The 26,756-nt window shown below is 47.2% G+C and carries 23 protein-coding genes; 9 read left to right on the plus strand and 14 right to left on the minus strand.

Going from position 1 to position 26,756, the window contains the following annotated elements; translation table 11 throughout:
• Positions 1-64: 64 nt before the first annotated feature.
• Positions 65-2,254 (minus strand): phosphoenolpyruvate--protein phosphotransferase, encoded by a 2,190-nt coding sequence (ptsP, locus tag EFBL_RS11230; protein ID WP_096182220.1) that lies wholly within the window; start codon positions 2,252-2,254, stop codon positions 65-67.
• Between the two features lie 461 nt (positions 2,255-2,715).
• Between ptsP and EFBL_RS21285 the strand changes: the two genes are divergently transcribed.
• On the plus strand, positions 2,716-2,988 hold the full coding sequence (locus EFBL_RS21285; RefSeq protein ID WP_369690102.1) for a TSUP family transporter: 273 nt from the start codon (positions 2,716-2,718) through the stop codon (positions 2,986-2,988).
• Positions 2,989-3,576: 588 nt separating this feature from the next.
• Here EFBL_RS21285 and hemL read toward each other — a convergent pair.
• From hemL to hemA, 7 genes are read right to left on the minus strand one after another with little or no spacing between them, the layout of a single operon-like run.
• Positions 3,577-4,866 (minus strand): glutamate-1-semialdehyde 2,1-aminomutase, encoded by a 1,290-nt coding sequence (gene hemL / locus EFBL_RS11240; protein ID WP_096182221.1) that lies wholly within the window; start codon positions 4,864-4,866, stop codon positions 3,577-3,579.
• A gap of 41 nt (positions 4,867-4,907) precedes the next feature.
• Positions 4,908-5,882, minus strand: a complete 975-nt coding sequence (gene hemB / locus EFBL_RS11245) for a porphobilinogen synthase (protein ID WP_096182222.1) — start codon at positions 5,880-5,882, stop codon at positions 4,908-4,910.
• 23 nt (positions 5,883-5,905) lie between these two features.
• A complete protein-coding gene (gene cobA, locus EFBL_RS11250; RefSeq protein WP_096182223.1) occupies positions 5,906-7,432 on the minus strand; it encodes a uroporphyrinogen-III C-methyltransferase in 1,527 nt (508 codons plus the stop codon).
• Positions 7,432-8,358, minus strand: a complete 927-nt coding sequence (gene hemC, locus EFBL_RS11255; RefSeq protein ID WP_096182224.1) for a hydroxymethylbilane synthase — start codon at positions 8,356-8,358, stop codon at positions 7,432-7,434. The genes cobA and hemC overlap by 1 nt, the downstream gene beginning before the upstream one ends.
• Positions 8,355-9,002, minus strand: a complete 648-nt coding sequence (locus EFBL_RS11260; RefSeq protein ID WP_165912433.1) for a precorrin-2 dehydrogenase/sirohydrochlorin ferrochelatase family protein — start codon at positions 9,000-9,002, stop codon at positions 8,355-8,357. Before EFBL_RS11260 ends, hemC begins: the two co-directional genes overlap by 4 nt.
• 8 nt (positions 9,003-9,010) lie before the next feature.
• Entirely contained in the window at positions 9,011-9,832 is an 822-nt protein-coding gene (locus tag EFBL_RS11265) for a cytochrome C assembly family protein (RefSeq protein ID WP_096182226.1), read from the minus strand.
• 12 nt (positions 9,833-9,844) lie between these two features.
• Positions 9,845-11,275, minus strand: coding sequence for a glutamyl-tRNA reductase (hemA, locus tag EFBL_RS11270; protein ID WP_096182227.1), 1,431 nt, complete (start codon positions 11,273-11,275; stop codon positions 9,845-9,847).
• Positions 11,276-11,528: 253 nt separating this feature from the next.
• Between hemA and EFBL_RS11275 the strand changes: the two genes are divergently transcribed.
• Positions 11,529-12,536: an ABC transporter substrate-binding protein gene (locus EFBL_RS11275; RefSeq protein WP_096182228.1), complete on the plus strand. Its 1,008-nt coding sequence runs from the start codon at positions 11,529-11,531 to the stop codon at positions 12,534-12,536.
• Positions 12,537-13,020: 484 nt separating this feature from the next.
• Here the strand turns inward: EFBL_RS11275 and EFBL_RS11285 are convergent, their stop codons facing one another.
• Positions 13,021-13,560: a helix-turn-helix domain-containing protein gene (locus EFBL_RS11285; protein WP_096182229.1), complete on the minus strand. Its 540-nt coding sequence runs from the start codon at positions 13,558-13,560 to the stop codon at positions 13,021-13,023.
• Positions 13,561-13,712: 152 nt separating this feature from the next.
• Positions 13,713-15,098: an MFS transporter gene (locus EFBL_RS11290; protein WP_096182230.1), complete on the minus strand. Its 1,386-nt coding sequence runs from the start codon at positions 15,096-15,098 to the stop codon at positions 13,713-13,715.
• A 311-nt stretch (positions 15,099-15,409) separates the two neighbouring features.
• On the opposite strand from EFBL_RS11290, the gene EFBL_RS11295 reads away from it, so the two are divergent.
• The 7 genes from EFBL_RS11295 to hepT all read left to right on the plus strand — a co-directional run bounded on the left by EFBL_RS11295 (position 15,410) and on the right by hepT (position 22,909).
• On the plus strand, positions 15,410-16,915 hold the full coding sequence (locus EFBL_RS11295) for an aldehyde dehydrogenase (protein WP_207907551.1): 1,506 nt from the start codon (positions 15,410-15,412) through the stop codon (positions 16,913-16,915).
• A gap of 57 nt (positions 16,916-16,972) precedes the next feature.
• Entirely contained in the window at positions 16,973-17,710 is a 738-nt protein-coding gene (locus tag EFBL_RS11300; RefSeq protein ID WP_165912432.1) for an enoyl-CoA hydratase/isomerase family protein, read from the plus strand.
• Positions 17,711-19,162, plus strand: coding sequence for a CoA-acylating methylmalonate-semialdehyde dehydrogenase (locus EFBL_RS11305; RefSeq protein WP_096182232.1), 1,452 nt, complete (start codon positions 17,711-17,713; stop codon positions 19,160-19,162).
• 563 nt (positions 19,163-19,725) lie between these two features.
• A complete protein-coding gene (locus tag EFBL_RS11315) occupies positions 19,726-19,929 on the plus strand; it encodes a tautomerase family protein (protein ID WP_096182234.1) in 204 nt (67 codons plus the stop codon).
• 164 nt (positions 19,930-20,093) lie between these two features.
• Positions 20,094-21,932: a glutamine--fructose-6-phosphate transaminase (isomerizing) gene (glmS, locus tag EFBL_RS11320; protein ID WP_096182247.1), complete on the plus strand. Its 1,839-nt coding sequence runs from the start codon at positions 20,094-20,096 to the stop codon at positions 21,930-21,932.
• 143 nt (positions 21,933-22,075) lie between these two features.
• Positions 22,076-22,489 (plus strand): type VII toxin-antitoxin system MntA family adenylyltransferase antitoxin, encoded by a 414-nt coding sequence (mntA, locus tag EFBL_RS11325; protein ID WP_096182235.1) that lies wholly within the window; start codon positions 22,076-22,078, stop codon positions 22,487-22,489.
• Positions 22,490-22,909 (plus strand): type VII toxin-antitoxin system HepT family RNase toxin, encoded by a 420-nt coding sequence (gene hepT, locus EFBL_RS11330; RefSeq protein ID WP_096182236.1) that lies wholly within the window; start codon positions 22,490-22,492, stop codon positions 22,907-22,909.
• A gap of 595 nt (positions 22,910-23,504) precedes the next feature.
• On the opposite strand, the gene EFBL_RS11335 is transcribed toward hepT, so the two are convergent.
• The 4 genes from EFBL_RS11335 to EFBL_RS11345 form a co-directional block, all read right to left on the minus strand.
• Positions 23,505-24,464, minus strand: coding sequence for a D-2-hydroxyacid dehydrogenase family protein (locus EFBL_RS11335; protein WP_096182237.1), 960 nt, complete (start codon positions 24,462-24,464; stop codon positions 23,505-23,507).
• Positions 24,465-24,509: 45 nt separating this feature from the next.
• Positions 24,510-24,728 carry a DUF6025 family protein gene (locus EFBL_RS21885; RefSeq protein WP_369690101.1) on the minus strand — a complete coding sequence of 73 codons (219 nt, stop codon included), beginning with the start codon at positions 24,726-24,728 and terminating at the stop codon, positions 24,510-24,512.
• A 340-nt stretch (positions 24,729-25,068) separates the two neighbouring features.
• Positions 25,069-25,764, minus strand: a complete 696-nt coding sequence (locus EFBL_RS11340; RefSeq protein WP_096182238.1) for a hypothetical protein — start codon at positions 25,762-25,764, stop codon at positions 25,069-25,071.
• Complete coding sequence (locus tag EFBL_RS11345) at positions 25,751-26,293, minus strand: RNA polymerase sigma factor (protein ID WP_231705772.1); 543 nt, start codon at positions 26,291-26,293, stop codon at positions 25,751-25,753. The genes EFBL_RS11340 and EFBL_RS11345 overlap by 14 nt, the downstream gene beginning before the upstream one ends.
• Positions 26,294-26,756: the final 463 nt, after the last annotated feature.

Here is a 26,756-nt window from a genome sequence, read left to right on the forward strand (position 1 = left end):
CTTTATGTCCGTGGAATCCCTCATATGACAAAAAAAACCGCCAAGGCGCACCCCGACGGTATACTCATATGGATTTGCCGAACAGTATCCGGTTCACGTCTTCTCTTGTCATTGCATTGTCCAGATTGGCCACCAGCTGTTGTGCTTCACTGCGTGACAAGTCGGAGATCCGCTTCTTGATGGACAGCACCCGGTTTGGATTGACAGACAACTCATTGACTCCCAAACCAATCCAAAAGGGCAGCATCGTTTCGTCCCCGGCTAGCTCACCGCACACCCCGACCCACACATTTTTCTTTGCAGCAGACTGTGCCACTTTTCGGATCAACCTAAGCACGGCGGGATGAAGAGGATCATACAGGTCTTTTACCCGATCGTTTTGACGGTCGACGGCCAGCGTGTACTGAGTCAGATCATTGGTGCCAATGCTGATAAATTGGACATGTTCGACAAAGTAGTCGATCAGCAGAGCGGCGGCAGGCGTTTCCACCATCAGGCCAAGATCGACAGGCTCAACTCCCGTTTCTGCTCTTACATCCTCACAGATGACCTGAATGGACTTCCATTCTTCGACCGAATGAATCATCGGGAACATGATGCGAACAGGGCCAAATCGGGAAGCCCGGTACAAAGCCCGCAGCTGTTCACGAAACAATCGGATCTGGTCAAACAGTACCCTTACCCCGCGGTACCCGAGGAAAGGGTTTTGCTCCTCAATGGGAAAATAGGGCAGGGGCTTGTCCCCGCCAATGTCCAACACCCTGAAAATGACAGGTCGCCCTTCCATCTCCAATAAGATGCGTTTGTACCAATCAAATTGTTCTTCTTCGGAAGGCCAATGACCATAGCTCATAAACAACACTTCCGTCCGGAACAAGCCTATTTCATCCGCCCCGAACTTCCGTGCCCGTTTCGTGTCGGCCAATCCTCCGATGTTAGCCCCCACCGATATTTTATACTGATCCTGAGTAATTGCCTGCTTGTCCCGCCATGTCAGCAGTTCCCGCTCCTGCTCCTGGCGGCGTGCCAACTGCTCCCGGTAACGTTCAATTGTTTCCGGGCTTGGGTTGATGATTACTTGGCCGTTTGTTCCGTCAACAATCAGGAAATCCCCCGGCAGAATGCCCGCCATCTTATCTCCCATCCCGGAAACCAAAGGGATCCCGATTGACCTTGCCAGGATGGATCCATGGCTGGTTTCATTTCCCTTGGCCGTCACAACACCGCCAATATTCTCAAGATTGGGATCCCCGACAATCGTGGGAGGCAATTCCTCCATTACCAGAATGCTTCCTTTCCCAAATCCGGGAGCAGTGTGGAATGCCCCTTCCAGCATCCTCAGCAGCCGGTCGCGGACGTCGATCAAATCAATCGCCCGCCCGCGCATATAAGGGTCTTCCATCTCAGTAAATTCCTGAATCCAGCGTTGCATCACATCCCATACGACAGCTTCGGCATTAAAGCCTGTTTGTCCTATTTCCTCCAAGATTTCATCTGTAACGAGCGGATCTTCCAAGAGCAATTCCTGAACCGACAGGATCTCCACTTCCTGTGCTGACAACCGGGTAATGGCTGTTTCGATCAAATCGCCCAAATCCGCTTTCGCATTCAGCACAGCCTGCCGGAAGCGGTCAACCTCCGCAAGCCGATCCGCCACCCGGTACCTTTTTACATTGTACTCTGGCCTGAAGACGACAGCTGTACCCATTGCGATTCCATCCGATAATGCCAAACCGGAGATGCTTTGTTCCACGGTCTGCCAATCTCTTGACTCCTGACGCAAAGAGGATTGTTTCAGCACTACGAAATAAAGGATCTCTTCCGTCCCGGGCTCAATCCTTTCGACCCGCTCCATATCCGTGACAAGCACGGGGGTTAACAACGAATGGGTGGCTGCAATCTTCGGCAGGTCAAAACGGATCAGTTCCTGGCCAATCCGTACCGAATCCCCCGGTTCCACAAGCGAAACAAAGCCCATTCCCTGAAGTTCAACTGTATCCAACCCAATATGAATCATAATGTCCAATCCTTGCGTTGTACGGATTGCAATTGCATGCATGGACGGAAACAACAAGCTCACTTCACCGTCAACGGGCGAACGCAACACCCCGCTTTCCGCCCGCACCGCCACCCCGTCACCCAGCAGCTTGGAAGAGAACACGGGATCCGGAACCTCTTCAATTGGTACAAGCGGCCCTTCCAGGGGACGGTATACGGGTATCACAGTTTGGTGGGGGTGCTGGTCGAATGACACGGAAGTCCCTCCTTTTTACGTTTCATGGCTGGCTTCATAGTCGTTTGTTTTGCGGTATACTATACCATTTCTCCAGCTTACATGTAAACGTCGGTATGGAAGTAAAAAATAAACCTGCTTATTCCGCAACTCTTTTGCATATGGCAAAGACTGCAGTTGATTCCGTGACTCGTTTGGCAGAGTGGCACTGAGTGCCGTTATGTCCCAATAAATGTATCTTTAACATTTGTTGGAGGGATTGTTGGAGCTTTAATTACTTCTAGTATTGCAGAAAGAACGATGAACATCATTGCACTCGCTTTGCTTGTGTTCGCTTTCTTTGTAACAATCAAAAATAAAAAGTGGATTTCTTAAGTTGAAGGGAACACCATTCATCAAGGCGATGGTATTTCATCTCGAATTATCCCTTTTTTATAGCAGCTTATGATGGAGGATTTGGTCCTGGTTCTTCTACATTTGGAATTATACACTTTATGAGGAAAAGCAATACGTACACCAAAGCTGTACAGCTTACAAGAGTATTAATCCTTGGAAGTTGTGTTGGTGCTTTTATCATTTTTTATAATACTGGATTTGTACAATGGGATTATGCAATCGTAATGGCTATTGGTTCTGCACTAGGTTCTCAAATTGGATTATTTGCTTTACCACATATTCCTTTAAAATTTGCGAAGGCGTTATTATTAGCAATTATTTTTCTATTAATAGGACAAGTAGTATTTAATATTATTTAATTATAATAATATACAATTTCAACCTACTTATTAACTACGATCGCTGTTCTTTTTTAATTCCGAATATCGGAGAGTATAGCGTAGTAATTGTCTTGACTTTTTAATACGAAGAGGCTGTCCCCAAATTATAAGACAGCCTGTTGACGATATGTTTCTAAACAACGGTGTTTTCATCGTTATATCTGTCGAATTCATTGTAATTCTTAAAATAACATTTATTTTAATAGTCCCTTATCGTGAATCCGTTAGTTATCTCCACGACTTCTACGCAATTACGGCACCTGGTGCCGTAAACTCCGTGACCCATTTACAATAGCGGCACCTGATACCGTTAACTCCACGACCCATATACAATAACGGCACCTGGTACCGTTATCATTTCAACCTGAGTCGCTTAGCGGCATGGAGTGCCGCTAATATTAAACCTAGGCCGCTTAGCGGCATTTGGTGCCGTTATGAATTTCAACCGTAGCCACTTAGCGGCATGGAGTGCCGCTATTTTTAGACGGGAGCCGCTTACCGGCACCTGGTGCCGTTAACTCCGAGCCCGTATCCAATAGCGCATTTTGGGGCCGAAGGGCTGGCATCCTACAACGCCTTCAACGCTTCCCGCGAAGCTTCCAGCGTGCGGTCAATATCCTCAACCGTATGAGCGAGAGACGTGAAGCCCGCTTCCAATTGGGAGGGCGCCAGATAGACACCCCGTTTCAGCATTTCGCGGAAATACTTCCCGTAACGATCCAGGTTGGAAGTCTTCGCTGTCGAATAATCCACAACTTCCGTATCAGTGAAAAAGCAGCCGAACATGCCCCCGACAGAACAGGTGAAAGAGGGGATTCCGAGTTCTTCGGTCGCCTCTTTAAACCCATCTGCGATCCGTCTGGACTTGGCAGCCAACTCCTCATAGACTCCCGTACGGCCCAACAGTTTCAGAGTCGTGTATCCCGCAATCATCGCCAGCGGGTTGCCGGACAATGTCCCGGCCTGGTAGATGGGACCTGCCGGCGCGATCATCTCCATGATTTCTTTCTTGCCGCCATAAGCGCCAACCGGCAAACCTCCGCCGATCACCTTACCCAGGGTGGTCAAATCCGGATCAATGTCGTAATAGGCTTGAGCCCCGCCATAAGCCACCCGGAAACCGGTCATCACCTCGTCAAAGATCAGAAGGGTCCCGTATTCACGGGTGATTTGCCGAACGGCTGGCAGATACCCGGGCTTGGGAAGAACGCACCCCATGTTGCCCGCAACCGGTTCAATGATAACAGCCGCTATGTCTTCTCCAAACTTCTCGAAAGCCAGTTTCAGCGATTCGATATCGTTGAAAGGAACGGTCAAGGTGTTGGATGCAACCGATTCCGGCACCCCGGGTGAATCCGGCAAACCAAGGGTTGCCACGCCGGATCCCGCTTTAATTAACAGACTATCCGCATGTCCGTGGTAACAGCCTTCAAACTTGATGATCTTGCTGCGTTTGGTATAGCCGCGTGCCAGGCGGAGGGCGCTCATCGTCGCTTCCGTACCCGAATTGACCATCCGCACAATCTCAACGGAAGGGACAATGTCTACGACCAGTTTGGCCATCTCCGTTTCCAGCAGGGTGGGGGCTCCGTAGGAGGTTCCTTTTTTCGTATACTCGATTACGGCCTCTGTCACTTCCGGATGGGCATGCCCCAAAATCAGCGGCCCCCAGGAAAGCACATAGTCAATATATTCATTTCCGTCAATGTCAAACATGCGGCTCCCTTCACCGCGTTCGATAAAGACAGGTTCCGTTCCGACTGCCCGAAAAGCCCGAACGGGAGAATTGACACCGCCTGGAATGAACTTCTTCGCTTCTGCAAAAGCAGCTTGTGATTTCTCGTAACCGTTGTGCATGACACGGCCTCCTCCAATCATTCAAGGCATTTTTTTCGGGGCTATTTCAGCCATTCTGCCGCTTCCTTCGCGTGGTAGGTAATGATCAGATCCGAACCGGCGCGCTTCAACCCTGTCAGCAGCTCCAGAACCACCTTCTGTTCATCCACCCAGCCGTTGCGGGCCGCCGCTTTGATCATCGAATATTCTCCCGATACGTTGTACGAAACGATCGGCAGATCGAAGTTGTCACGCAGCATCCGGATAATGTCCATGTAGGCCATGGCCGGCTTGACCATCAGAAAATCGGCGCCTTCTTCCACATCCGCCGCCGCTTCCCGCATCGCTTCCCGGGCATTGGCCGGATCCATCTGGTAGGTCTTCCGGTCGCCGAAGGCAGGGGCCGAATGAGCCGCATCCCGGAAAGGACCGTAGTAAGAAGACGCATATTTGACTGAGTAAGACATGATGGGAATGTTGAGAAACCCTTCCCGGTCGAGACCTGCCCGAATCGCGGCAATCCGTCCGTCCATCATATCGGAAGGAGCCACAATGTCCGCACCCGCCTGTGCGTGAGAGACAGCCGTTTTCGCCAGCAGTTCCAGCGTTGGGTCATTCAGGATTTCCCCTTCGTGTACGATCCCGCAGTGGCCCAGCGGATTGTAGGCACACAAGCAAACATCGGTGATGACCGTCAGTTCCGGGTTCTCTTCCTTGATGGCGCGAACCGCCTGCTGGACGATCCCTTCCTGTGCGTACGCTTCCGAACTGAGATGGTCTTTGTTGGCCGGGACTCCAAACAGCAGAACCGCGCCAATGCCGAGCCTTGTAACTTCCTCAACCTCTTTGCGGATCTGGTCAATGGACAGGTGGTAAACGCCCGGCATCGAACCGATTTCTTCCTTCACATTGCTTCCGTGGGCAGCAAACAGGGGATAGATAAAATCAGTTGCGTTCAGTTCCGTTTCTCTTACCATGGAACGGATTCCGGCAGTCCGGCGCAATCTGCGCAAGCGCTGAAAATCAGGTAGTTGCATGCCTGACTCACTCCTTCGTATCCTTAAAATGAATTTCTTTGCTCATGGGCAATTAGTGCTTCCACCAATCCCTGAATGGTATGGGTTTCAGCCGTCACATCCACACGAAGCCCCATTTTTTCCGCAGTTTCGGTTGTAATGGGACCGATGGAAGCGATTGTGACTCTCTGCAACAGGGAATGCAGATCTTCCCCTTCAAGGATTTTTACAAAATTCTTTACTGTGGAAGAACTGGTAAAAGTAATGGCATGGATATCCCCATCGCTTAGCATCTGTAACGCTTCCTGCGCATGCTCGAAGACGGGCACATTCTCGTATACATCCACTTCCACTACCTTGCATCCAATTTGACGCAATGCCTCCGGCAGCGCCTTGCGGGCGATGTCCGCCCTTGGCAGCAGCACTTTCTGACCGGAACGAACATGGGAAGCAAGCTCTTCAAACAAAGCCTCCCCAACGAACTGTTGCGGAATAAGATCTGCGATCAGTCCTCTTTGCCTGAGAGCTTCTTCGGTTGTGGCGCCAACAGATGCAATCTTGCCGCGTATCCTGCGGACATCGATCTCCATCTCAAGCATTCGTCCAAAGAAGAATTCCACTCCGTTCACCGAAGTAAACACAATCCAATCAAAGGTTTCCAGGTTATGCAACGCATGGTCGACCGGTCCCCAATCACTCGGAGGCACCAGCCGTATCACCGGAAATTCGTAAGATTCTCCACCTTGCTCTTCAATGAGCCGCGCCAATTCACTGGCTTGTGTTCGCGCCCGGGTAATCATTACCCGTTTGCCGAACAGCGGCTTCTTCTCAAACCATGCAATTTTATCCCGTAACCGCACAACATCCCCAACCACGATTACCGCCGGGTTCCGGAAATTGGCCTGTTCCACTTTTTCGGCTATGTCAGAAAGGGTGCCGGTGAGGGTTTCCTGTTCCGCCCACGTACCCCAACGGGTAAGTGCAACGGGTGTATCTGCAGGTCTTCCGTAGCGAATCAGATTGTCCGCAATGGACGCAATCCTTCCGACTCCCATCAAAAAAATCAGGGTGTCCGAACCAACCGCCACCCGCTCCCAATCCACACTGACAGTGCCTTTCGCCGGGTCTTCATGTCCTGTCACAACAGCGAAAGACGAGGCAACCCCTCGATAAGTAACCGGGATCCCGGCATAAATCGGAACGCCAATGGCAGATGATACTCCCGGAATCACCTCATACTCGATTCCATGTTCCGCCAAATGCTCCATCTCTTCTCCTACCCGGCCGAACACACTGGGATCGCCGCCTTTCAGACGGACTACAGTCTTTCCTTGCTTCGCGTATTCTGCAAGCAGGCGGTTAATTTCTTCCTGCGGCAGGGTGTGCTGGTCAGGAGTTTTCCCGGAATATATCAACTCCGCTCCGGACGGCGCAAACGCAAGCAATCTCGGGGAGCAAAGGCGGTCATACAGAACCACGTCCGCTGTCTGAATGGCATTCCGCCCCTTGACCGTAATCAATCCGGGATCGCCGGGACCCGCCCCGACAAGGTATACTTTGCCGGAAACCATCAGGATTTCATCTCCTGATTGACTGCCTCCAGAATTTCAAATGCCCCCCGATCCATCAGTTTCGCGGCTACCTCCAGCCCCAATTCCTCCGGACGATTGCCTTCCGCAAACTCTTTCAATAGAGTGGAGCCGTCAGGCGTGCCCACAAATCCTCTGAGGGATATCAGACCGTCATGGGATTCGGCAAAACCGCCAATCGGAACCTGGCACCCGCCGTTCAACTTGCCCAGAAAAGCCCGCTCGGCCATCACTTCCATGCGAGTCGGTTCATGATCCAACACCGACAGCAGTTCAATCATATCCTTGTCATCCGAACGGCATTGAACCGCCAAGGCTCCTTGTCCAACCGCCGGGATGCAAATGTCAACGGAAAGCCGCTCGGTTGAGCGGTTAAGCCACCCCATACGGGACAGTCCGGCCGCAGCCAGTATGATGGCATCCAATTCTTCCTCTTCCAGCTTGCGCAGACGGGTGTCAATATTGCCTCGCAGCGGACGGATTTCCAGATCCGGACGGGCCGCTTTAATCTGGGCCGCCCGGCGCAGCGAACTGGTTCCCACCTTCGCTCCCTTCGGAAGCTCGATAAAAGATCGGCCGTCACGGCTGATCAACACGTCCCTCGGATCTTCCCGTTCCGGTACGGCAACAATCATCAGACCGTCGGGGATTTCGGCTGGCATGTCCTTCATGCTGTGGACGGCAAAATCAGCCGTACCATCCAGCAATGCCTGCTCGATCTCTTTGACAAACAGTCCTTTGCCGCCAATCTTGGACAAAGTAACCTCCAGGATTCGATCTCCTTGGGTGACGATCTTTTCCATTTCAATCTTCAAGCCCGGATAAACGGATTCCAATTGGGAGCAAACCCAGTTGGTCTGGGTTACTGCCAGAGCGCTTTTTCGGGTTGCCACTTTAATTTGTCTCATGAATTTCCCTGCCCCTCTATGATGGACCGGATAATCCGGTCCGCTTCAGCTTCGTTTCCGCTGCGCAGCAGTTCCCGAACACGGGATTGGACGATTGCGAGCAGGACTTCGGCTCGCATTTTTTCCTCATCAATGGTTTGTTTCAGATGTTCCCGAACCGAGGACAACTTGTGCAGATAAACTTCAAACTCTTCGCCAAAATACTCTTCCAAGTCTTCCCGGATCGCTTTTGCCACAACCGGTCCGGTTCCAGACGTGGATATGGCCACTTGCAACGGTCCTCTGTCAACAACAGCCGGAAAGATCAGATTGGCTTCTGCTGCACCATGCACGGAATTCACCAGACGTCCTTCCTTGTTGACTTCCTCGACTACCAGGCGGTTCACTTCCCGTGAGTCAGTTGCTGCAATTGTCAGGAAAGCGCCCTCTGTGTCGCCTGGTTCATAAGGCCGGGCTATGTGTTCAATCGCACCTTCGGCCGCAAGCCTCCCCAGTTCAGGGGTAAGACCGGGTGATACAATCCTGATGCGGGCACCACATGCCAGGAGAGTTTTGATTTTGCGTTCCGCCACTTGACCGCCTCCGATGACTGTGCACAAACGGCCGGCAATATCAAGAAACGCGGCAAAATACCGGCTGTCCATGGAAGCAGTCATCTCCAGTTATGGAAATCGGAAAAAAATTCCCCGACAATCAAATAATTGATGACGACTCCAACAAAGCCGGTGATGTTGATCCACGCCAACCTTCTTCCGAGCCAGCCGGCAGACACCCGCAAATAGATGGAGATGCCGTAGTTCACCAGCACCAACAACGAGACCACCGGTTTCGGATCGAGAATCAGAATCTCGTCATACCTTGCATTATACCAAATGGCTCCCAGAATCATCGCAGTCAGCAAGAGCGGGAAGCCAAACACCACCAGCCGGTGAGAGAACTGCTCCAATTGATCCAGAGAAGGCAAACGCCGGAACAGGTCGTTCCACCTCTTTTCTTTCAACAGTTTTTCCTGGATCAGGTACATGATGGAGAAGATGGTAGCCAGCAAGAAACAAGCATAGCTCAAAAGCGCCATTGAAATGTGCAAAACCAACAGATTCCCCTGCAGGGAAGCGGCAAGAGACGTAGCCCCCTTGTAGGTGAAGGTGACGAACGCCACGGCTGCAAAACCCGCCACGTTGGTAAAGAATGTGAACAGATCGATTTTGTAGAAAAAATTGATCACCAGCGAGAACGTAATCAGGATCCAGGAGAAAAAGATCATCGTCTCGAAAGTGGTCAGGATCGGAACGTAATTGAGTTCCAGCATCCGCATGATAAAGAAAACGGACTGGATGATCCAGACAGCAAACACCAACCCGAAAGCAAACCGGTTCGCCTTCAGGTTGGGATGAATGAAGTCCACAAAATACAGCAGTACAGCGACTGCGTAAATAAATGTCATGATATCGTACAGAAGGACACTCACCTGCATCCGCATGCCCCCCTATCTGGAAAGCCCGCCGAACCACTGGGTTTCGACGGTGGCTTTAGTATTTTGGTAGGTTTCCGATTTGGCAACCGTAACGGCCGCTTGCGGCTGCCGCTTCTCTCTGCCTTCAGGTTCAGGAGATTCCGGTTCGGGAGAAGAGTGTTTGCTCGCAGATTCCGCTGTCTCTTCCAATGCAAAAATCCGTGAAAAAACTTCCAGATACAGATCCGCCTGCTGCTCCGTGGCCATCTCCTTCAATTGTTGAATGGGGTCCCGGAGCAACTGGTTGACAATGCTCATGGTGTGCTTCTCCAAGTGCTTCATTTCCCGATCCGTCAGATTGGGCAGTTTGTTGCGAAGGCTTTCCATCACCGATTTCTGAATGCCACCCGCCTTTTTCTGCAGGGCCTGGATCAATGGAATGGCCGCCCGTTCCGTCTGCCATTGTTTGAACGCGACCAATTCCTGCTCCAAAAACTGCTCGATCTTCCGGGCTTCCTTGCGTCGTTCTTCCAGATTGGCCGCGATAACGCCTTCCAGGTCATCAATATCATAGAGAAAGACATTGTCAAGATCGTTGATTTTCGGATCCAGGTCACGGGGAACCGCGATGTCGATCATGAACAGCGGACGAAAACGGCGCTGTTTCATGGCGCTTCCCACCTGGTTTTTCGTTACTACATACCCTTCGGCGCCAGTTGAGGAAATGACAATATCCGCCTCTTTCAGAGCCAGATCAATGGACTTGAGCTCAAGGGCGTGGCCTTCGAATTTGTCAGCCAGCTCTTTGGCCCGCTCAAATGTACGGTTTACCACAAGAACACGGCGAGCACCCGATGAATACAGGTGTTTGGCCGTCAACTCGCTCATTTTTCCGGCGCCTATAATCAGAACGGTCTTGTTGGTAAGCTCTTCGAAGATTTTTTTCGCCAATTCGACAGCCGCGTAAGAGACCGACACCGCATAGCGTCCAATCTCCGTTTCCGAATGAGCCTGCTTGGCCAAAGTAACGGCCCGTTTGAACAAATTATTGAAAGTGGCGCCGGTAGTGCCCAGTCCCTGAGCGAACAAAAAAGCGTCCTTCACTTGCCCGAGAATCTGTGTCTCCCCCAGCACCATCGAATCCAACCCGCAAGTCACGCGAAACAAATGACGAACCGCCAGATCATCGGCGTGGATATACAGATATGGCAAAAACACCTCACGGGAAATTCCTGAGGCATCAGCCAGAAACTTTATGATTTCTTCCCGTCCGGCATTTGCCGAATAGGCGACAGCGTAGACTTCTGTCCGGTTGCAGGTGGACACCACCACAGCTTCAGCCAGACAACCAGCTTGGACAAGACGTCTGAGCGCGTCTTCCAGATCATGCTCCAATATGGCAAATTTTTCCCGGATCTCAACAGGGGCAGTCCTGTAATTCAGTCCAATTGCGAGGATATTCATGTAACCCCCTCCGATTCAAACAAGGCCACACTTCCGTGATGCTTGAACTTATCGACTCATTATAACACTAAACGCCGCATAACCGAAACCCGAGAAGGCTTACGTTATTCTTACAACTTTTTGACCGTCTTCCGGCGGCGCTTCCCATTCTTGTCACACTGCCTTCGCTGTCGCACGTCCGGCCAGTCCTGTCACCAACTCTGGGCCTTTGCCATAGGATGGATATCATCTGAAAAGGAGGTCCAGGACACAATTGAAACGGAAAACAATTGAGGGTCTGCTGCTGACTGGGGCGCTACTGTTTGCGACTGTAGGCTGCGGCTCGGAACAACCGGCTGAGAAAACAAAAATTCGTTTGTCGGAGGTCATTCGCTCTGTTTTTTATGCGCCTCAATATGTGGCGCTTGAGAAAGGATTCTTTAAGGAACAAGGGCTCGAAGTGGAGCTCACAACCGCATGGGGCGGAGACAAAGTCATGACCGCCGTCCTGTCCAATCAAGCGGACGTGGGTCTGGTCGGTGCTGAAACGACAGTCTTTGTCAATCAGCAAGGGGCAACGGAACCGGTTGTCAATTTCGCCCAACTCACCCAGCGGGATGGCACTTTCCTGGTCGCCCGACAGAAAATCGATAATTTCAACTGGTCAATGACCAAGGGAAAATCCATCATCGGTTCACGTAACGGCTCGATGCCGCAGATGGTCAGCGAATTCGTTCAACGGAAGAACGGCGTAAACCCGAAAGTGGACAACACCATCATTCAGAACATTGCTTTTGATAACCAAACGGCAGCATTCGCTTCGGGTACGGGAGACTTCTATCAGGCATTCGAACCGGCCGCTTCCATTCTGGAACAACAGGGAAAAGGCCATCCGGTGATTTCCCTTGGCAAGGACAGCGGAAAACTTCCGTACACCGTATTCTTGGCCAAGGACAGCTTCATTAAAGCCAACCCCAATACGGTCCAAAAGTTTACCAATGCAATTCACAAAGCGCAAAACTGGGTGCAAAACGCAACCCCGGAAGAAATTGCGGAAGTGATGAAGCCCTACTTCCCGCAGGTGGAGAAGGATATTCTCGTAAGTGTGGCTGACCGTTACAAGAAAGCGGATATATGGGCGCAAGACCCCATTATCGACAAAGAAGAATGGGAGAACATGCACGAGGTCATGAGGCAGGCAGGGGAATTGAAGACCCCTGGTCCTTACGACAAACTGGTGAATACAACATTTGCGGAGAAAGCCAAACAGCAGGTGAAGTAACAAGATTCTCCCCTGATACAAAAGCCCGCCGAACTGAATTGTGTTCTTCAGCGGGCTTCACTTTTTTGCTAAGACAAGAATCCCTTTCGCAAAATAAGGGGCGATACAGGTAAAAAACAAATAAAACTAAAATTCAGTCCGCAGTTATTACGGTATTTGTAATGTGAGGGTGTAGATGTGTTGGTTAAAAACGCCTATATATGCGTTTATGAATCATTCAAGGATAGGAGCGATATAAACGAATGATTAAGGCTGTCCAACCTCACATGAAGGCGCAAAGCAGGGGAATTATCCATAAGGTCAGTTCGGGCGTAGGCATAACAGGGTTTATGGGCATTAGTGGCTATGAATCGCTTGCGAGAACTTTATCGCTCGAGTTCATTAACCCAGTAATTGATTTATAGCAGATTGTACCTAATTCCCCAGGTACTTGCTTGCAACCCCTCACTTAAGTTGCGTTAACAAGAGCCAATGCGGGAAACGATCACCAAGTTACTGGTGTAATGATCCACACCAGTTTGAGTGGGCCTTTTCCTATATTTTTAAAGCTGTGAGGAATATCTGAATTAAAATAGACGCTATCCCCCTCTTCCAACTCATAAACATCTGTTCCAATCGTCAGTTCCAACCGTCCTTCCAAGACCAACCCGCATTCTTCACCTTGATGGATAAGAACCCCTTCGCTTGATTCTCCTTCTTTGTAAGTAATTAAAAGCAATTCTAGATTTCGTTTTATATCAGGGGCCAACAACTCTTGGACAATTCCTGCATTTTTCCCAAGAACGATTTTCTTTCGTTGATCTTTTCTTACGACCGGACTCATAGAGGACTCATCATTAAATAAATCAGCAAACCGGATTTGCAGTACATGTACAATTTTTTTTAGAGTCACCAGCGATGGGTCTGCTTTATCGTTTTCGATTTGACTGATCAGGCTTGTACTTACCCCTACCCGTTCTGCCACATCATTGATGGTGAGACCCAGAAGCTTCCTTTGTTTTCTAATTTTTTCTCCAATATTCATGACTTTTCCCTCATAAAATATGATTAGCGTTGTCAAAGGGATAATAAAATATTCTGCACGATTCTGCAAGAATCATTATTTTCCTTCAAAGAGTAAGAAAAAACAGCCTCTTTATTTTCTAAAAGGCTGTTTTACTATGATATCGCTTTCATTTATCCCGAAATTGATGTTGTGTTGCTTTCCAAGCTGTTTTGTTTCCATGTTTCTTTTGCAAAATATAAGAGAATAAGCGAGAATGCCACAGTTGAGCTGACAATCGCGGTAGCAACCCCATAGCTTCCAAACCATCCATACAGTGTTCCGACAATAAACGGTCCTGGACTCGTAATGAAACGTCCTACGTTATTTGCAAGTGAGATAGCGGTTGTTCGGACTTCCGTATTAAACAACTCTGCAAAGTAAATCGCACTGGCGCTAAAGAAGCTAAACACCCCGAATCCAACCACCGGAAGAAGCAACAAAAATGTTTCATAATCTTTTACAAACGGGTACAGATAGGAGGTCCCAATAATAGTGGTAATAAAGGACAATGCCATTCCTTTTTTACGTCCGATTTTGTCTGCAATAAATCCCCACGAAGCATAACCAATCATGCCGCCCAAATATAGCATCATACTTCCGTTGGCAATTAAGGGTACTGCTGCTGCACCATTAATTCCTTGTGCAGCCAATATTTCACGAATCGTGCTCGGTGTAAAACCGGTGATCGCCCAGAATGCAAATAGTCCTCCGATACTCATTCCAATGGATAATAATGAGTCTCTCCTATAAGGCGGTTTAAAAAGTTGTACCAGAACAAACCGCTTGTATCTTTTGTCTGATTCGGAAATTTCTTCTATCCTCTTGTTTTTCAAGGCTTTTCGGAGTTCCTTTACTTTCTTGAAAGATTCCGGTTCATGGATTTTGCCACGTGTAAAGACCACAATGAATGCAGGAAGAATGCCCAGTAGGAACATGCCGCGCCAGGATTGTTCAAAGCCAAACAGTTGTGAAATTTGTTGTGAATATTTAAATGCAAACGAACTTAGAAAAAATCCAAACGCAAAACCAGACATCATAATTCCTGCTGCCTTGGCACGGAAACGATTGTTCCAAGATTCTGCAATCAACGCGGCCCCAATTGGCCACTCCACTCCAGATCCAAGGCCAGTCAGGAAACGGAAAACTGCTAGTGTATACCAGTTATCTACAAAAGCACAGGCAAAAGTAAATAAGGCATACACTAGAATACTCACCATCAGAACTCGAACCCGTCCGAAGTAATCTGCAAGGATACCAAACAAGAGAGCTCCCAGGGACCAGCCAATCAGATAAATTGTGATGTTCATACCGCCATAGAACGCAATAGCCTTCTCTGTTGGTTCTATTCCGGAGTTTACCAACAAATCTTTCATTGCGCTTCCAATCACCAAACTGAAGATATTGCCGTCAAATCCATCGAGTCCCCAAGCCAAAAATGTAGTAAGTAATACAAGCCATTGAGTTTTCGTTATGTTCCGCCAACTGTCTGTTTCATTTAACTTGAGAGAAGTTGCCATAAGTATTCCCTTCCTATCGTTAGATTCTTGCTCGGAAATAACACAACCATTAGTCCCCCGAAATACGGAAACAATCGATAATCCGACCCCCCTTTCCGAATTAGTTGACTTTTTAAAATCTTGTTACTATACCAATCATATGGTAGGGAGGGTATGCTTGTAAATAGGTGTTTTTTAACTTGGTTAAATTTTTTCTGTTTGAAAAATTCTATGTATATGCATTTTTTCTTATTGACAACGTTTATATTTGTTTTTTACTATTGTCTTGAATATTTCGTTATTTAAACGTGATTAAAAAGGAGCTGATTTCAATGTCGTCTACTCTGCCAACAGCCAGATTGTTTATCAACGGAGAATTTTGCATGTCAGAAAGCGGGAAAACTCTGGAAGTGATTAATCCTGCTACCGGGGAGGTTATCGGGCACCTATCGGCAGCGGATAAAGTAGATGTGAATCGTGCTGTTAAAGCGGCAAAAGATTCTTTCGAGAGTGGAGTATGGAGTCAAATTTCGGGACGTGAACGAGCTAAAGTTTTGAATCGTTTTGCAGATTTATTTGAAGCCAATTTAGAAGAATTGTATCGTTTGGAGACCCTGAACAACGGGCGCCCAATTTCCGAGACCCGCGCACAAATCAGCCGTTTACCTGATTTCTTTCGCTACTTTGCAGCAGAAGCATGGACTCACCGCGATGCTGTTGTCCCGATTGAGGGCCCTTACCTTCATTACATCCAGCGTATTCCCCTTGGTGTTTGCGCCCTCATGACATCTTTCAACCATCCTTTAATGATTCTTAGTAAATCGTTAGCCCCTGCTCTCGCAACTGGAAACAGTGTAGTTATTAAGCCGTCGGAACAAACGCCTTTTACAACAGTGCGTCTGGTTGAACTTTTGATTGAAGCCGGAATTCCAAAAGGGGTTGTCAATCTGATAAATGGTCTTGGAATTGAAGCAGGTGCTCCGCTTGCAGATCATCCGGACGTCAAAAAAGTTGTATTTACGGGTGGTACTGAGGTTGGACGCTCAATCGGCAAATCGGCAGCCAACCATTTTGCAAAAATGACTCTGGAGTTAGGCGGCAAAGGTGCAGTGATCATCTTTGATGACATGGATTTGAAACGTGCAGTGGACGGGGCTTCTTTTGCAGCTTTCATTGGAGCCGGTCAAACTTGTGTTTGTGGTTCTCGTATACTTGTTCAACGTTCGATCTACAACAAATTTCTTGAAGCGTTCAAAACAAAAGTGAACTCGATTCGGTATGGGGATCCGTTTGACCCCAAAACACAACTAGGTCCGGTAATTTCAGCCCGATCCCTGGATCGGATTCTGAAAATGTTGGATACTGCCCGGAATCAAGGCGCTAAAGTATTGACCGGCGGCAAGGTTCCGACCGATGCACCTAAAGGGGGCTTCTTCCTGGAGCCAACTGTCTTTTACGATGTAACGCCGGAAATGGAGATTGCAAACGAAGAAGTGTTCGGACCTGTTACGGTGGTCATGCCGTTCGATGAGGAAGAGGATGCAATCCAAATTGCAAACGGAACCCGATACGGGTTGGCTGCTGGCGTATGGACAAATGACGTGGCCCGCTCTCATCGTGTTGCTTCAAAGCTCATTTTCGGTATGGTATGGATTCAGGACCATCATCGTCTTGACCCCGCTTCTCCCTGGGGGGGCTTTAAAGATAGCGGGGTGGGTCGTGAAACCGGAAAAGAGTCGTTTGAACACTTTACGGAAACACGGGCTGTTACTGTTAACATCACTGGCCAAACAGTTGATTGGTATTCTCCCAGTGACCAACCGAAGCGTTTGAATTGATGTCAAATAGGGCAGGTTTTGCCGTCTGCCCAAAACTTGCTGAGGAGGCGTTATTCTTTGTCCAATCAGGTGGAAATCGTTCGTGAAGGACTTGTTCTTCGTTTTACACTGAACAACCCTGAAAACGGAAATGAAATTACTGGAGAAATGTTTGAGGCCATGCTTGCCGAACTTCGAAAGGAAACCGAAAATCCCCAGACTAGAATTCTTCATATCCGGGCAACCGGCGATAAATTTTGCACGGGGCGTGAACGTTCAGCCAGGTCCACAGAAGAAATGAAAACGGAAGTGAAACGTCTGGTTGGATTCAAACAACTGTTGCGAAAACTCCCGTTGATTACGATAGCGGAAGTCCAGGGTGATGCGAAAGGATTCGGGTTCGGCATGGCAATTCTTTGTGATTTTGCTATTGTGAGTGAAGATGCGGTCCTTTCCTTTCCCGAAATTAAAATGGGGTTAGCCCCAACTGCCGTAATGTCTTATCTAAGCGAATACATTCCGATTCGGCAAGCCTTTTCTTTAGTTGTTACCGGAGAACCCATTTCTCCAAAACGGGCAAGCGAAATGGGTCTGGTCAGCGAATCGGTCCCAAGACATCGTCTGTCAAAACGGGTAGAAGAAATTATCCACTCGATTCTTCAACTTGATGAGCAGGCGGTTACAGATTGCAAAGAATTTTTCCAGACGGCGATCCAGAACCATTTTGATGTCAATGCGAAACTTGCCATTCATTCATTGACAGTTGGCAGTCTCAGCATGAATGAACGGAAGAATAATAAGAGAGGTTGTGTGTAAATGACTGTTCAAACCATACAAAATTTCATCGGAGGTCGATGGGTATCCTCGTTATCCGATCGTACGGAACCGGTCTATAATCCTGCAACCGGTGAGACTCTCGCCCATGTACCTTTATCTGCTACAGAAGATGTTGACAAAGCGGCAGAAGCCGCCAAGCAGGCTTTTAAAATCTGGAGTAAAACCCCTGTTCCCAGGAGAGCGAGAATTCTGTTCAAGTACCAGCAACTTTTAATTGATCATTGGAGTGAATTGGCTCAATTGATCACTTTGGAAAACGGTAAGACTTATGAGGATGCTTACGGCGAAGTGCAAAGAGGCATTGAGTGCGTGGAATTTGCTGCAGGGGCTCCCACGTTAATGATGGGGAGCCAGTTACCTGATATCGCAACCAATATTGAATCGGGCATGTGGCGTTATCCAATTGGAGTCGTTGGGGGAATTACGCCTTTTAACTTCCCGATGATGGTTCCCTGTTGGATGTTCCCGCTTGCGATTGCTTGCGGAAACACGTTTGTATTGAAACCGTCTGAGAGAACTCCCCTGTTGGCTAACCGTTTGGCTGAACTTTTTGCGAAAGCGGGTTTGCCGGATGGCGTCCTGAATATTGTTCACGGAGCACATGATGTAGTGAATCGCATTCTGGAGCATAAAGATATTAAAGCAGTATCTTTCGTGGGGTCCCAACCTGTAGCCGAGCACGTCTATAAAACAGCGTCCAGCCATGGCAAACGGGTGCAAGCGCTTGCAGGTGCAAAAAATCATACAATCGTCATGCCGGATGCAGATCTGGAACTTGCTGTGACCAATATTATAGGGGCGGCATTCGGTTCAGCCGGCGAACGCTGTATGGCTTGTGCAGTTGTAGTTGCAGTAGGAGGTATTGCCGATGAATTGATTCCGCGGTTAGTGAAGGCAGCCGAGGATATCAAGATCGGAAACGGACTGGAAGAAGGTGTGTTCTTAGGTCCGGTGATTCGTGAATCACATAAACAGCGGACGATTCAATACATTGAGATCGGAGAAAAAGAAGGTGCCATTCTCGTTCGGGATGGACGCAAGGACGCTGCAACAAGCGGACAAGGATATTTTGTAGGCCCAACTATATTCGATCATGTTGAACCGGGTATGAAAATATGGCAAGACGAAATTTTTGCACCTGTTTTATCTATTGTTCGTGCCAAAGATTTACCTGAAGCAATCGAGATTGCCAATCAGTCTGAATTTGCAAACGGTGCTTGCATATTCACAGACAGTGCAAAAGCAATCCGGCAATTCCGAGAAGAGATTGATGCGGGTATGTTAGGTGTAAATGTGGGAGTTCCGGCCCCCATGGCGTTTTTCCCTTTCTCTGGTTATAAAAAATCTTTCTATGGCGATTTACATGCTAATGGACGAGATGGCGTAGAATTTTACACCCGCAAGAAAATGGTTACAGCCCGTTACGTTTGATAAAGAACACACTATCCAAAATTACCGGAATAGGAATAAAATCGAGTAGGAGGGGGTGACTCCCCCCCCAACTTTTTTCAACTGTTTCCACGGGCTCATTTAGAGACGACGCCGTACCTATCTGTCGATTGTCTCGCAGGGTGTTTTCGCTAAAGCTTTATGAAAGTAGCCAAATCCCCCCATCAGTTAGCGGTTGAGTTGTTCACTCCACCGTCCATTGAGAGCCATTCCTTCTTGTTCTCACTGACTGACAATCAATCTAGACAGGAGGTTGATTCCCAGACCACCGGAAACACATCCAAGAATCGTACCTGGTTATTTGTCGGAATTGCTGTCTTATCCTCCAGTTTCTCTGGAAGTAATTTTGATAAATGGGGTCCCATCCCTTCCCTGGTTCTGGCCGGAACAATGGCAGCCAAAACCCACGATTTTACATATTCGCTGATTCTTGCTACGATCGTTTTGTTGATTGGAATGGGTACATTGGCGACAGGAGCATGGTTCACAAACTATCGCGGCGCCCGGCGCTCGGTAGAACAATAACACGGAAAGGGTGACCTGAAATGCCTTATGTGAATATCAAGATTACCAAAGAAGGAGTTACTCCCGAACAAAAAGCGCAACTGATCGAAGGAGCCACAAAGCTGCTGGTGGATGTGCTCGGCAAGAACCCGCAGACAACGGTGGTCGTTATTGATGAAGTTGACACGGACAATTGGGGGATAGGCGGCGAAACTGTGACCGTCCGCCGCAAGCGCGGGCAATAATGACAATTTTGCTGATTTGGCAAAAGAAATCAAGGCATACCCGACAGTGAGAAGGCGACTATAAGGTTGCCTTCTTTTTTGCAGGAGAGTGATGGATGGCTCAAGCAGGGGGAATTCCGTTATAATAAAACGATGCATTACAAGAGTCGAACGAGGTGAAGATGGTGAGTGGGATCGTTGGGTTTTTGGGGAAACGGGACGCGCTGCCCATTCTTCTGGACTGTTTGGATAGGCTTGAATATCGCGGCTATGATTCGGCGGGTGTGGCCGTTTCGAACCGCCGCCAAATCCAGATTAAGAAAACGCCGGGACGGGTCAGGGACTTACGCTTCTTTCTGGAACATGAACCGATTCTCCAAGGTATCCTTGGAATTGGTCATACCCGTTGGGCGACCCATGGAGTTCCCTCTGTGGTAAACTCCCATCCGTTGTCCGGATGTGACGGCAGGTTTATCGTAGTTCATAACGGAATTATTGAAAACTACCCGCAATTGCGGAAAAGTTTAATTCAGAAGGGGCATTCCTTTATTACGGATACGGACACGGAAGTCATTCCCCACTTATTGGAGGAATACGATACCGGTAATTTTGAAAACACAGTCCAAACCATCCTTCCTATGCTGAAGGGATCCTTTGCATTGGCCATTTTGTGCCGCGCAGAGCCTGACAAGATCATTGCCATTTCGCAAGATAACCCCCTTGTACTGGGGGTTGGGAAAGAAGAGGCATTTCTTGCTTCCGACATTCCAGCCCTTCTGCCGTACACCCGGGAGATTCATCCGATCAAAAACGGGGAGATGGCCATTCTTTCACCGGAAAGAGTTATGGTTAAACATATAGACGGCACAATCTTGGAACCCAAAAGGACTTTTGTGGAATGGAACGTTCAGGATGTGTTGCTGCAAGATTACAAGCATTACATGTTAAAGGAAATTTTTGAACAGCCTAAAGCGATCGAAGAGACACTGCTGGGACGATTGTCTCCCAATGAAGTGAACCTTCCGGAACTGGAACCGGTTTTGAACGAACTGCCCGTTAAAAGGCTGAGAAAAATCGATATCGTGGCCAGCGGGACATCCTATCATGCAGGGATCATAGGCAAAAAGGTCATCGAACAATTGCTGGGAATTCCGGTGGAAGTCGCTTTTTCCTCGGAGTTCATCTATAACCATCCGCCTCTCGATGAACACAATCTGGTGATCGTCTTGAGCCAATCCGGAGAAACAGCAGACACTCTGTCCGCTCTCAGAGAAGCCAAACAATGCGGCTGCCCGGTTATCGCCATTACGAATACGGTGGGAAGCACCATCTCACGCAAAGCGGACAGTACGATTTACACCAAGGCAGGTCCTGAACTGGCGGTGGCCTCGACCAAAGCTTATACATCGCAGATTGTCGCCATGATTCTGCTGTCGATCCGGCTGGCAAGACTGGTACCCGACAGTCCGGGAACCGATCACATCCCCTCCCTATTGGAAGCATTGGAGCGCCTGCCGGAGGATGTGGAATCCACGTTGATCATGACACAAGATGCCATCGACCAGTTTGCGCAGGTCACTTATGATCAGGACCATCTTTTTCTGATCGGGCGGGGACTCGACTATGTTTTGGCCCTGGAAGGCGCTTTGAAGCTGCAGGAAGTCGCCTATATTCATGCCGATGCTTACGCGGCAGGAGAAATGAAACATGGCACCATGGCTTTAATTACCCCGGGGATACCCGTAATCGCATTGGCCACCCAGCAACAAGTGTTGAATAAAGTCATCAGCAATATTAAAGAAATCAAGGCAAGGGGGGCCTTTGTCGTGGGAGTTACTACGATTGGCGACGAACTGGTGGGAGAAGTCGTGGACGAAGTTCTTTATGTCCCTGAAACCCACCCGTTGCTAATGCCGGTCTTGGCTGCCATTCCCCTGCAACTGCTGGCTTATTATTCCGGTACAGTTCGCGGCCACGACGTAGACCGTCCCCGCAATCTCGCCAAAAGTTTGACGGTAGAGTAAACGAACCGCCGAATCGTTCGACAGCATCGGGGCCGCGCTTGTCATCTGCGGCGTCTATTTAACGTCGCAGGTGAAGAGACCGGTTTAGATGAACTCCCGATATGCTATAATCTGGGTAGGAACTGAAAGTGAAGTGAGAAAAGATGGACAAGGAGCTTATAATAAAAAAATTGCAGACGTATTTCAACAGTAAGGAATTTGTTACGGCTGCCTATTTATTCGGTTCTGTCGCGAAAAACAAACATCGGTCGCAAAGCGATGTCGATATTGCCGTGTTGTTTCAAGACAGCCTGGACCTGCTTCAACGTTTCGACCTAAAACTAACCATTGCCGCGGATCTCGAGGAGATATTGGGTACCAAGACCGACATCGTTGACCTCGCGGAGGTTGATCCATACTTTTTTCATCAAATCATGCTTTCGAAACAACTTCTCATTGATAAGAACACGCGCCAAAGAGTCGAATTTGAAGTTCGTCTGCGCAGGGAATATTTAGATCGAATCCCTTTTTACCAATTGTATCACCGTGAAGCACTGAAGCGGCTGGAGGAACGGTAAATGGTCGAAAAAGAGGTCATCGCCAGAAGGCTCGTCCTGCTTGAAGAGTATTTGAGCGATCTGGACGAAATACGTGAAAAAACGAACTGGGATCATTTCTCGCAAGACAAACTTACCCGTAGATTCGTGGAGAGAACACTCCATATTGCTATCGAAGCTTGTTTAGACATCGCCAATCATATCATCTCTTACGAGGGTTATAGGGAACCAAAATCAAATAAAGACACTTTTGAGATTCTTGAAGAACAACATATTATTGATAAAAACCTTGCCGAGAAGTTAAAAAAGATGGCTCAATTCCGTAACGTAATCGTACACGATTATGTGACGATCCAGGAGCAGATCGTATATGCCGTCCTGGTCAATCACGTGCAGGACATTGCGGATTTCGGGAAAATCGTTACACGAAAATATTTATAACCCGCTGTCAAAAAAGAATCCATTCTATATGGATCTCTTTTCCAAGTTGCAGCACCACGGATCAATCTATTAAACTTATTACTTCCTAAATCGAAAAACTTGATAATATGAAACACTCTGTTTTTTCTAAATTAACATTTTACCTTTTAACCCCTATATTAATAGATAGGAAGCACAGATGTCCCATTTTCATTGCTTTTTTAATCAGCAGTTATAATGACCCCTTTTTGCGGTGGTAATAGTCGTATGTTTATCCGTCCGATCTTGGTAATGTAACACCAAATTTAACACCTTATTGGTGAAATGGAACCCCTGCTGAAAGAATTCGACAACGAGCATACCGTCTTTCGAAAGTGAACTGGCTACTGTTAATGCGGTATTTTCTTGCACAGTACACGACACTTCACCTACTCCGGGGTGCATTTTCATTTCGATAGATCAAGATAAGGCGTATCCCCGGAATATTTTTGCTCTTGGACTGTTCAACAAGACATACCCAGTTATCATTTTGACCTTTCCAGACCAACTGAATCCCTCCAAAACCTGGTGAATGTCCTACTTAGTAAAAATTTATAAATTTGAATCCTCTCCTTTTTTAGGAAAGTTTGCGTATCGGAGAACCTTTCAGGAATGTCACAATATCTTCCACAGCTTCCCGATAATAAGTTTGATAGTTTCTTAGCGTTACATATCCCAAATGCGGTGTAGCAAGAACATTAGGTAACTTCCGCAGTATATCATTTTCCGGCAATGGCTCCGTCTCAAATACGTCGATACCGGCTCCCGCAATTTTACCCTTTTGAAGTGCTTCGACCAGAGCCGCCTGATCCACAATTTGTGCGCGAGACGTATTGATTAAATAGGAAGTTGGGCGCATCAGCTGCAACTCAGCAGGACCGATCAGTCCTCTCGTTCGTTCGCTAAGCACCAGATGAATGGAAACAAAGTCACTGCTCATCAGCAGTTCTTCTTTTGAGCTTGCCAACTGCACACCCGCTGCCTCTGCCTGTTCAAGCGTCAAATTCTGGCTCCAAGCTATGACTTTCATACCGAAGGCTTGAGCAATTCGCGCCATCCTACCGCCAATTTTTCCAAGTCCAAGAAGCCCCAGTGTGCTTCCATATAAATCTTTACCTATGGTTTGTTGCCATGGCCCATTGTTTCGAATGGAGTGGTTCTCCTGTACAAGGCCCCGTGCTAAACCTAAAATCAAAGACCATGCGAGTTCGGTAGGAGGTTCAGAATAACTTGCCGTTCCACAGACAACGACTCCTTTAGCTGAAGCGGCAGCTAAATCAATGGAGGCATTTCGCATTCCGGACGTAATAAGCAGCTTTAATTTATCCAGACGCTCAAAAATCGTTGCCCGAAACGGCGTGCGCTCTCGCATAATCACAACGATATCGAAGTCCTGAATGGCACGAACAACGTCATCTTCCTTGTCCATATGTTGATGAAATACGGTTACTTCAACTTTGTCCGCTACAACAGACCAATCCGCCATCTTCATGGCCACGTTTTGATAATCATCAAGAATAGCACATTTCAACTTCATTCAACGGACACTCCCTAAAATGTCGATCTCCAAGATCTATATCCTTTAAAGGTCTGACTCCATCAATACCCCGACAATTATACATGCTTGTTGGAAGGATAACTCTCTAAATCCATCCGGTTCTACTACTGGATTACTGAAATCATGAACTTTCTCACCGTTCAAAATCCCACTTCTGAGAGTAAATCGGCTCATCCAATAGGATAGACTGAACCATGCTTCCGAGAGCCATTGATTGGTAACACGTTCTACCTCCAGCATCATCTCGTCAGGCTGTTCAGCCAGGTGAATCTAGCTCCTACCAAACGGAAAAACTCCTTGCGGGAGCATGCTGTAATTGGAAAAGAAGGGCTTTGACTGAAAATTATAGAATATGTAATTGATTTTACGAGGAGGATCTTTGTCTATATTGACATAATGTAACGATTTAGGTTACATAAGTGCACCTTTTCCTTTCGAGTAACATAGTTCTAATTATTTTCTTAGACAATCCTATTGTAGAAATGTCTCTTCCACCCCACTCCTGTCACAGTATGACCTTTATCCCGGGTGAATTTCAAAAAAAAGGCGCCCAAAATTGTGGGCGTTATTTGATTTTCCAAGATTAATTTTTTTGATCACAATTAACACACTGCATAGATTCACCAATATGAACTAGTGTGTCAAAGTCAATATCCTGAGAATTGATAAAAATATGTGTTCCATTCAAAAGGGCATATAGCTGAACCCGCTTTTTATCTCCTTGTGAAACAGATGAATATCCCCATGTTTGACCGTTAATTTGTATTGATTTATCCACTTTACCTGTAACCCAAAAGGTGGTTTGATTGGGATTACTACTTTTGGGATCAGGTATTTCCATGAGTTCAACCGGTACTTTGTTGCCGTTCGGCCCTTCAAAATCGTATTTTATAAGTATTTGCTCATGTTCTACCTTGGTATCTTTAAGAGTCAAGCTAGTTGCTGAGATGGGAATCCAAACGTTAAACTTTACTTTTTGTTTGATTTGAATAATCAATTGATCGGTGCTGAGTTCTGCCCCTGCTATTATGCCATCTGGTTGTTCATTACCCCTGGTCTGCACAAGATTTAATATTTGACTAAATTGAGGCACAATAAATATAAGAGTGAGTACAGCAATTGAGAAACACGCGAACCAAGGAACAAATCTTTTTAATCTCTTTCTTTTGCTTTTTAAACGTTCTTCTACACGTTGTATCATTATATGAGTTGGAGTATTTCGACGAGCAACCGGTGAAGGGGGTAACTTTTTCTCCCAATCAAATTCAAGCTTTTCCATCCAGATCACCTTCCTGTTTTAGAAAGTTTGAAACTTTGTTTCTGGCTCTATAAAGTCTGCTCTTTACAGTAGCTTCTGAAACTCCAATTAGACAGGCTATTTCTGAAATTGACAAATGTTGCTGAACATACAACACTAAAACTTCCCTAAGTTTGATCGGTAAATTCAAAATTATTCTCCAAATATCTTCAATTACTATTTTGTCTAACACCTCTTTTTCAGCTGAAGGGTGTGTTCCTCTGTCAAACATGTAATCAATAAGAATCACTTTCCGAAAAAAGGCAGATCTACGATAATTTATGACAGTATTACGGGTAATCACAAGAAGCCAGGTTTTAATAGACGACTCACCACGAAACGAATCGAGCTTCTCGTATGCCTTGACAAACACCTCTTGTGTAATGTCGTTAGCAAGTTCTTCACTACGAGTTAGGGAAAAGGCATAATTCCATACATCGGGCTCATGCGTAACCATCAGGTCAATTAATACAGTTTTTCTATCCAGTGAACCACCTGCATAGTTTTCCAACTTATTCACCCCTCACTTATTTAGACAACATACATCAGCTAAAGATTCATTTTCAAAAAATTTGATAACTCTCCACGAGATATGTCATAACAAGTTTAATGAGGAGCAAATTTCGGATTTGTTATATCACCATGAGGATCCCTTCATCTATTCACAATTTAAAACACCGTGTATTATCATAATATTGAGGTGTTGAACTGTGAAATTATTTGTCGGAGTACCACCCGCATTTTCATCATTTATTTCCGAAGATCAAAGACCTATTTATTGGATTGTTTTTTTATTGATCCTTTTATACGGCATATATCTTGAAAAAAGGAAAAAATGATTTGTGTCAGTTTGAATCAAATAATCATGGTAAATTGAAACCTAGTAGTTCGTTTCCTAAATTCAGTTACTTAAAACGGTGTTCTATGGTATCCTGAAAGCAAGAATAATGAACGGGGCGGATACCATGGGAAGA

The sequence above is a fragment of the Effusibacillus lacus genome (genome assembly GCF_002335525.1).
Taxonomy (GTDB): Bacteria; Bacillota; Bacilli; order Tumebacillales; family Effusibacillaceae; genus Effusibacillus; species Effusibacillus lacus.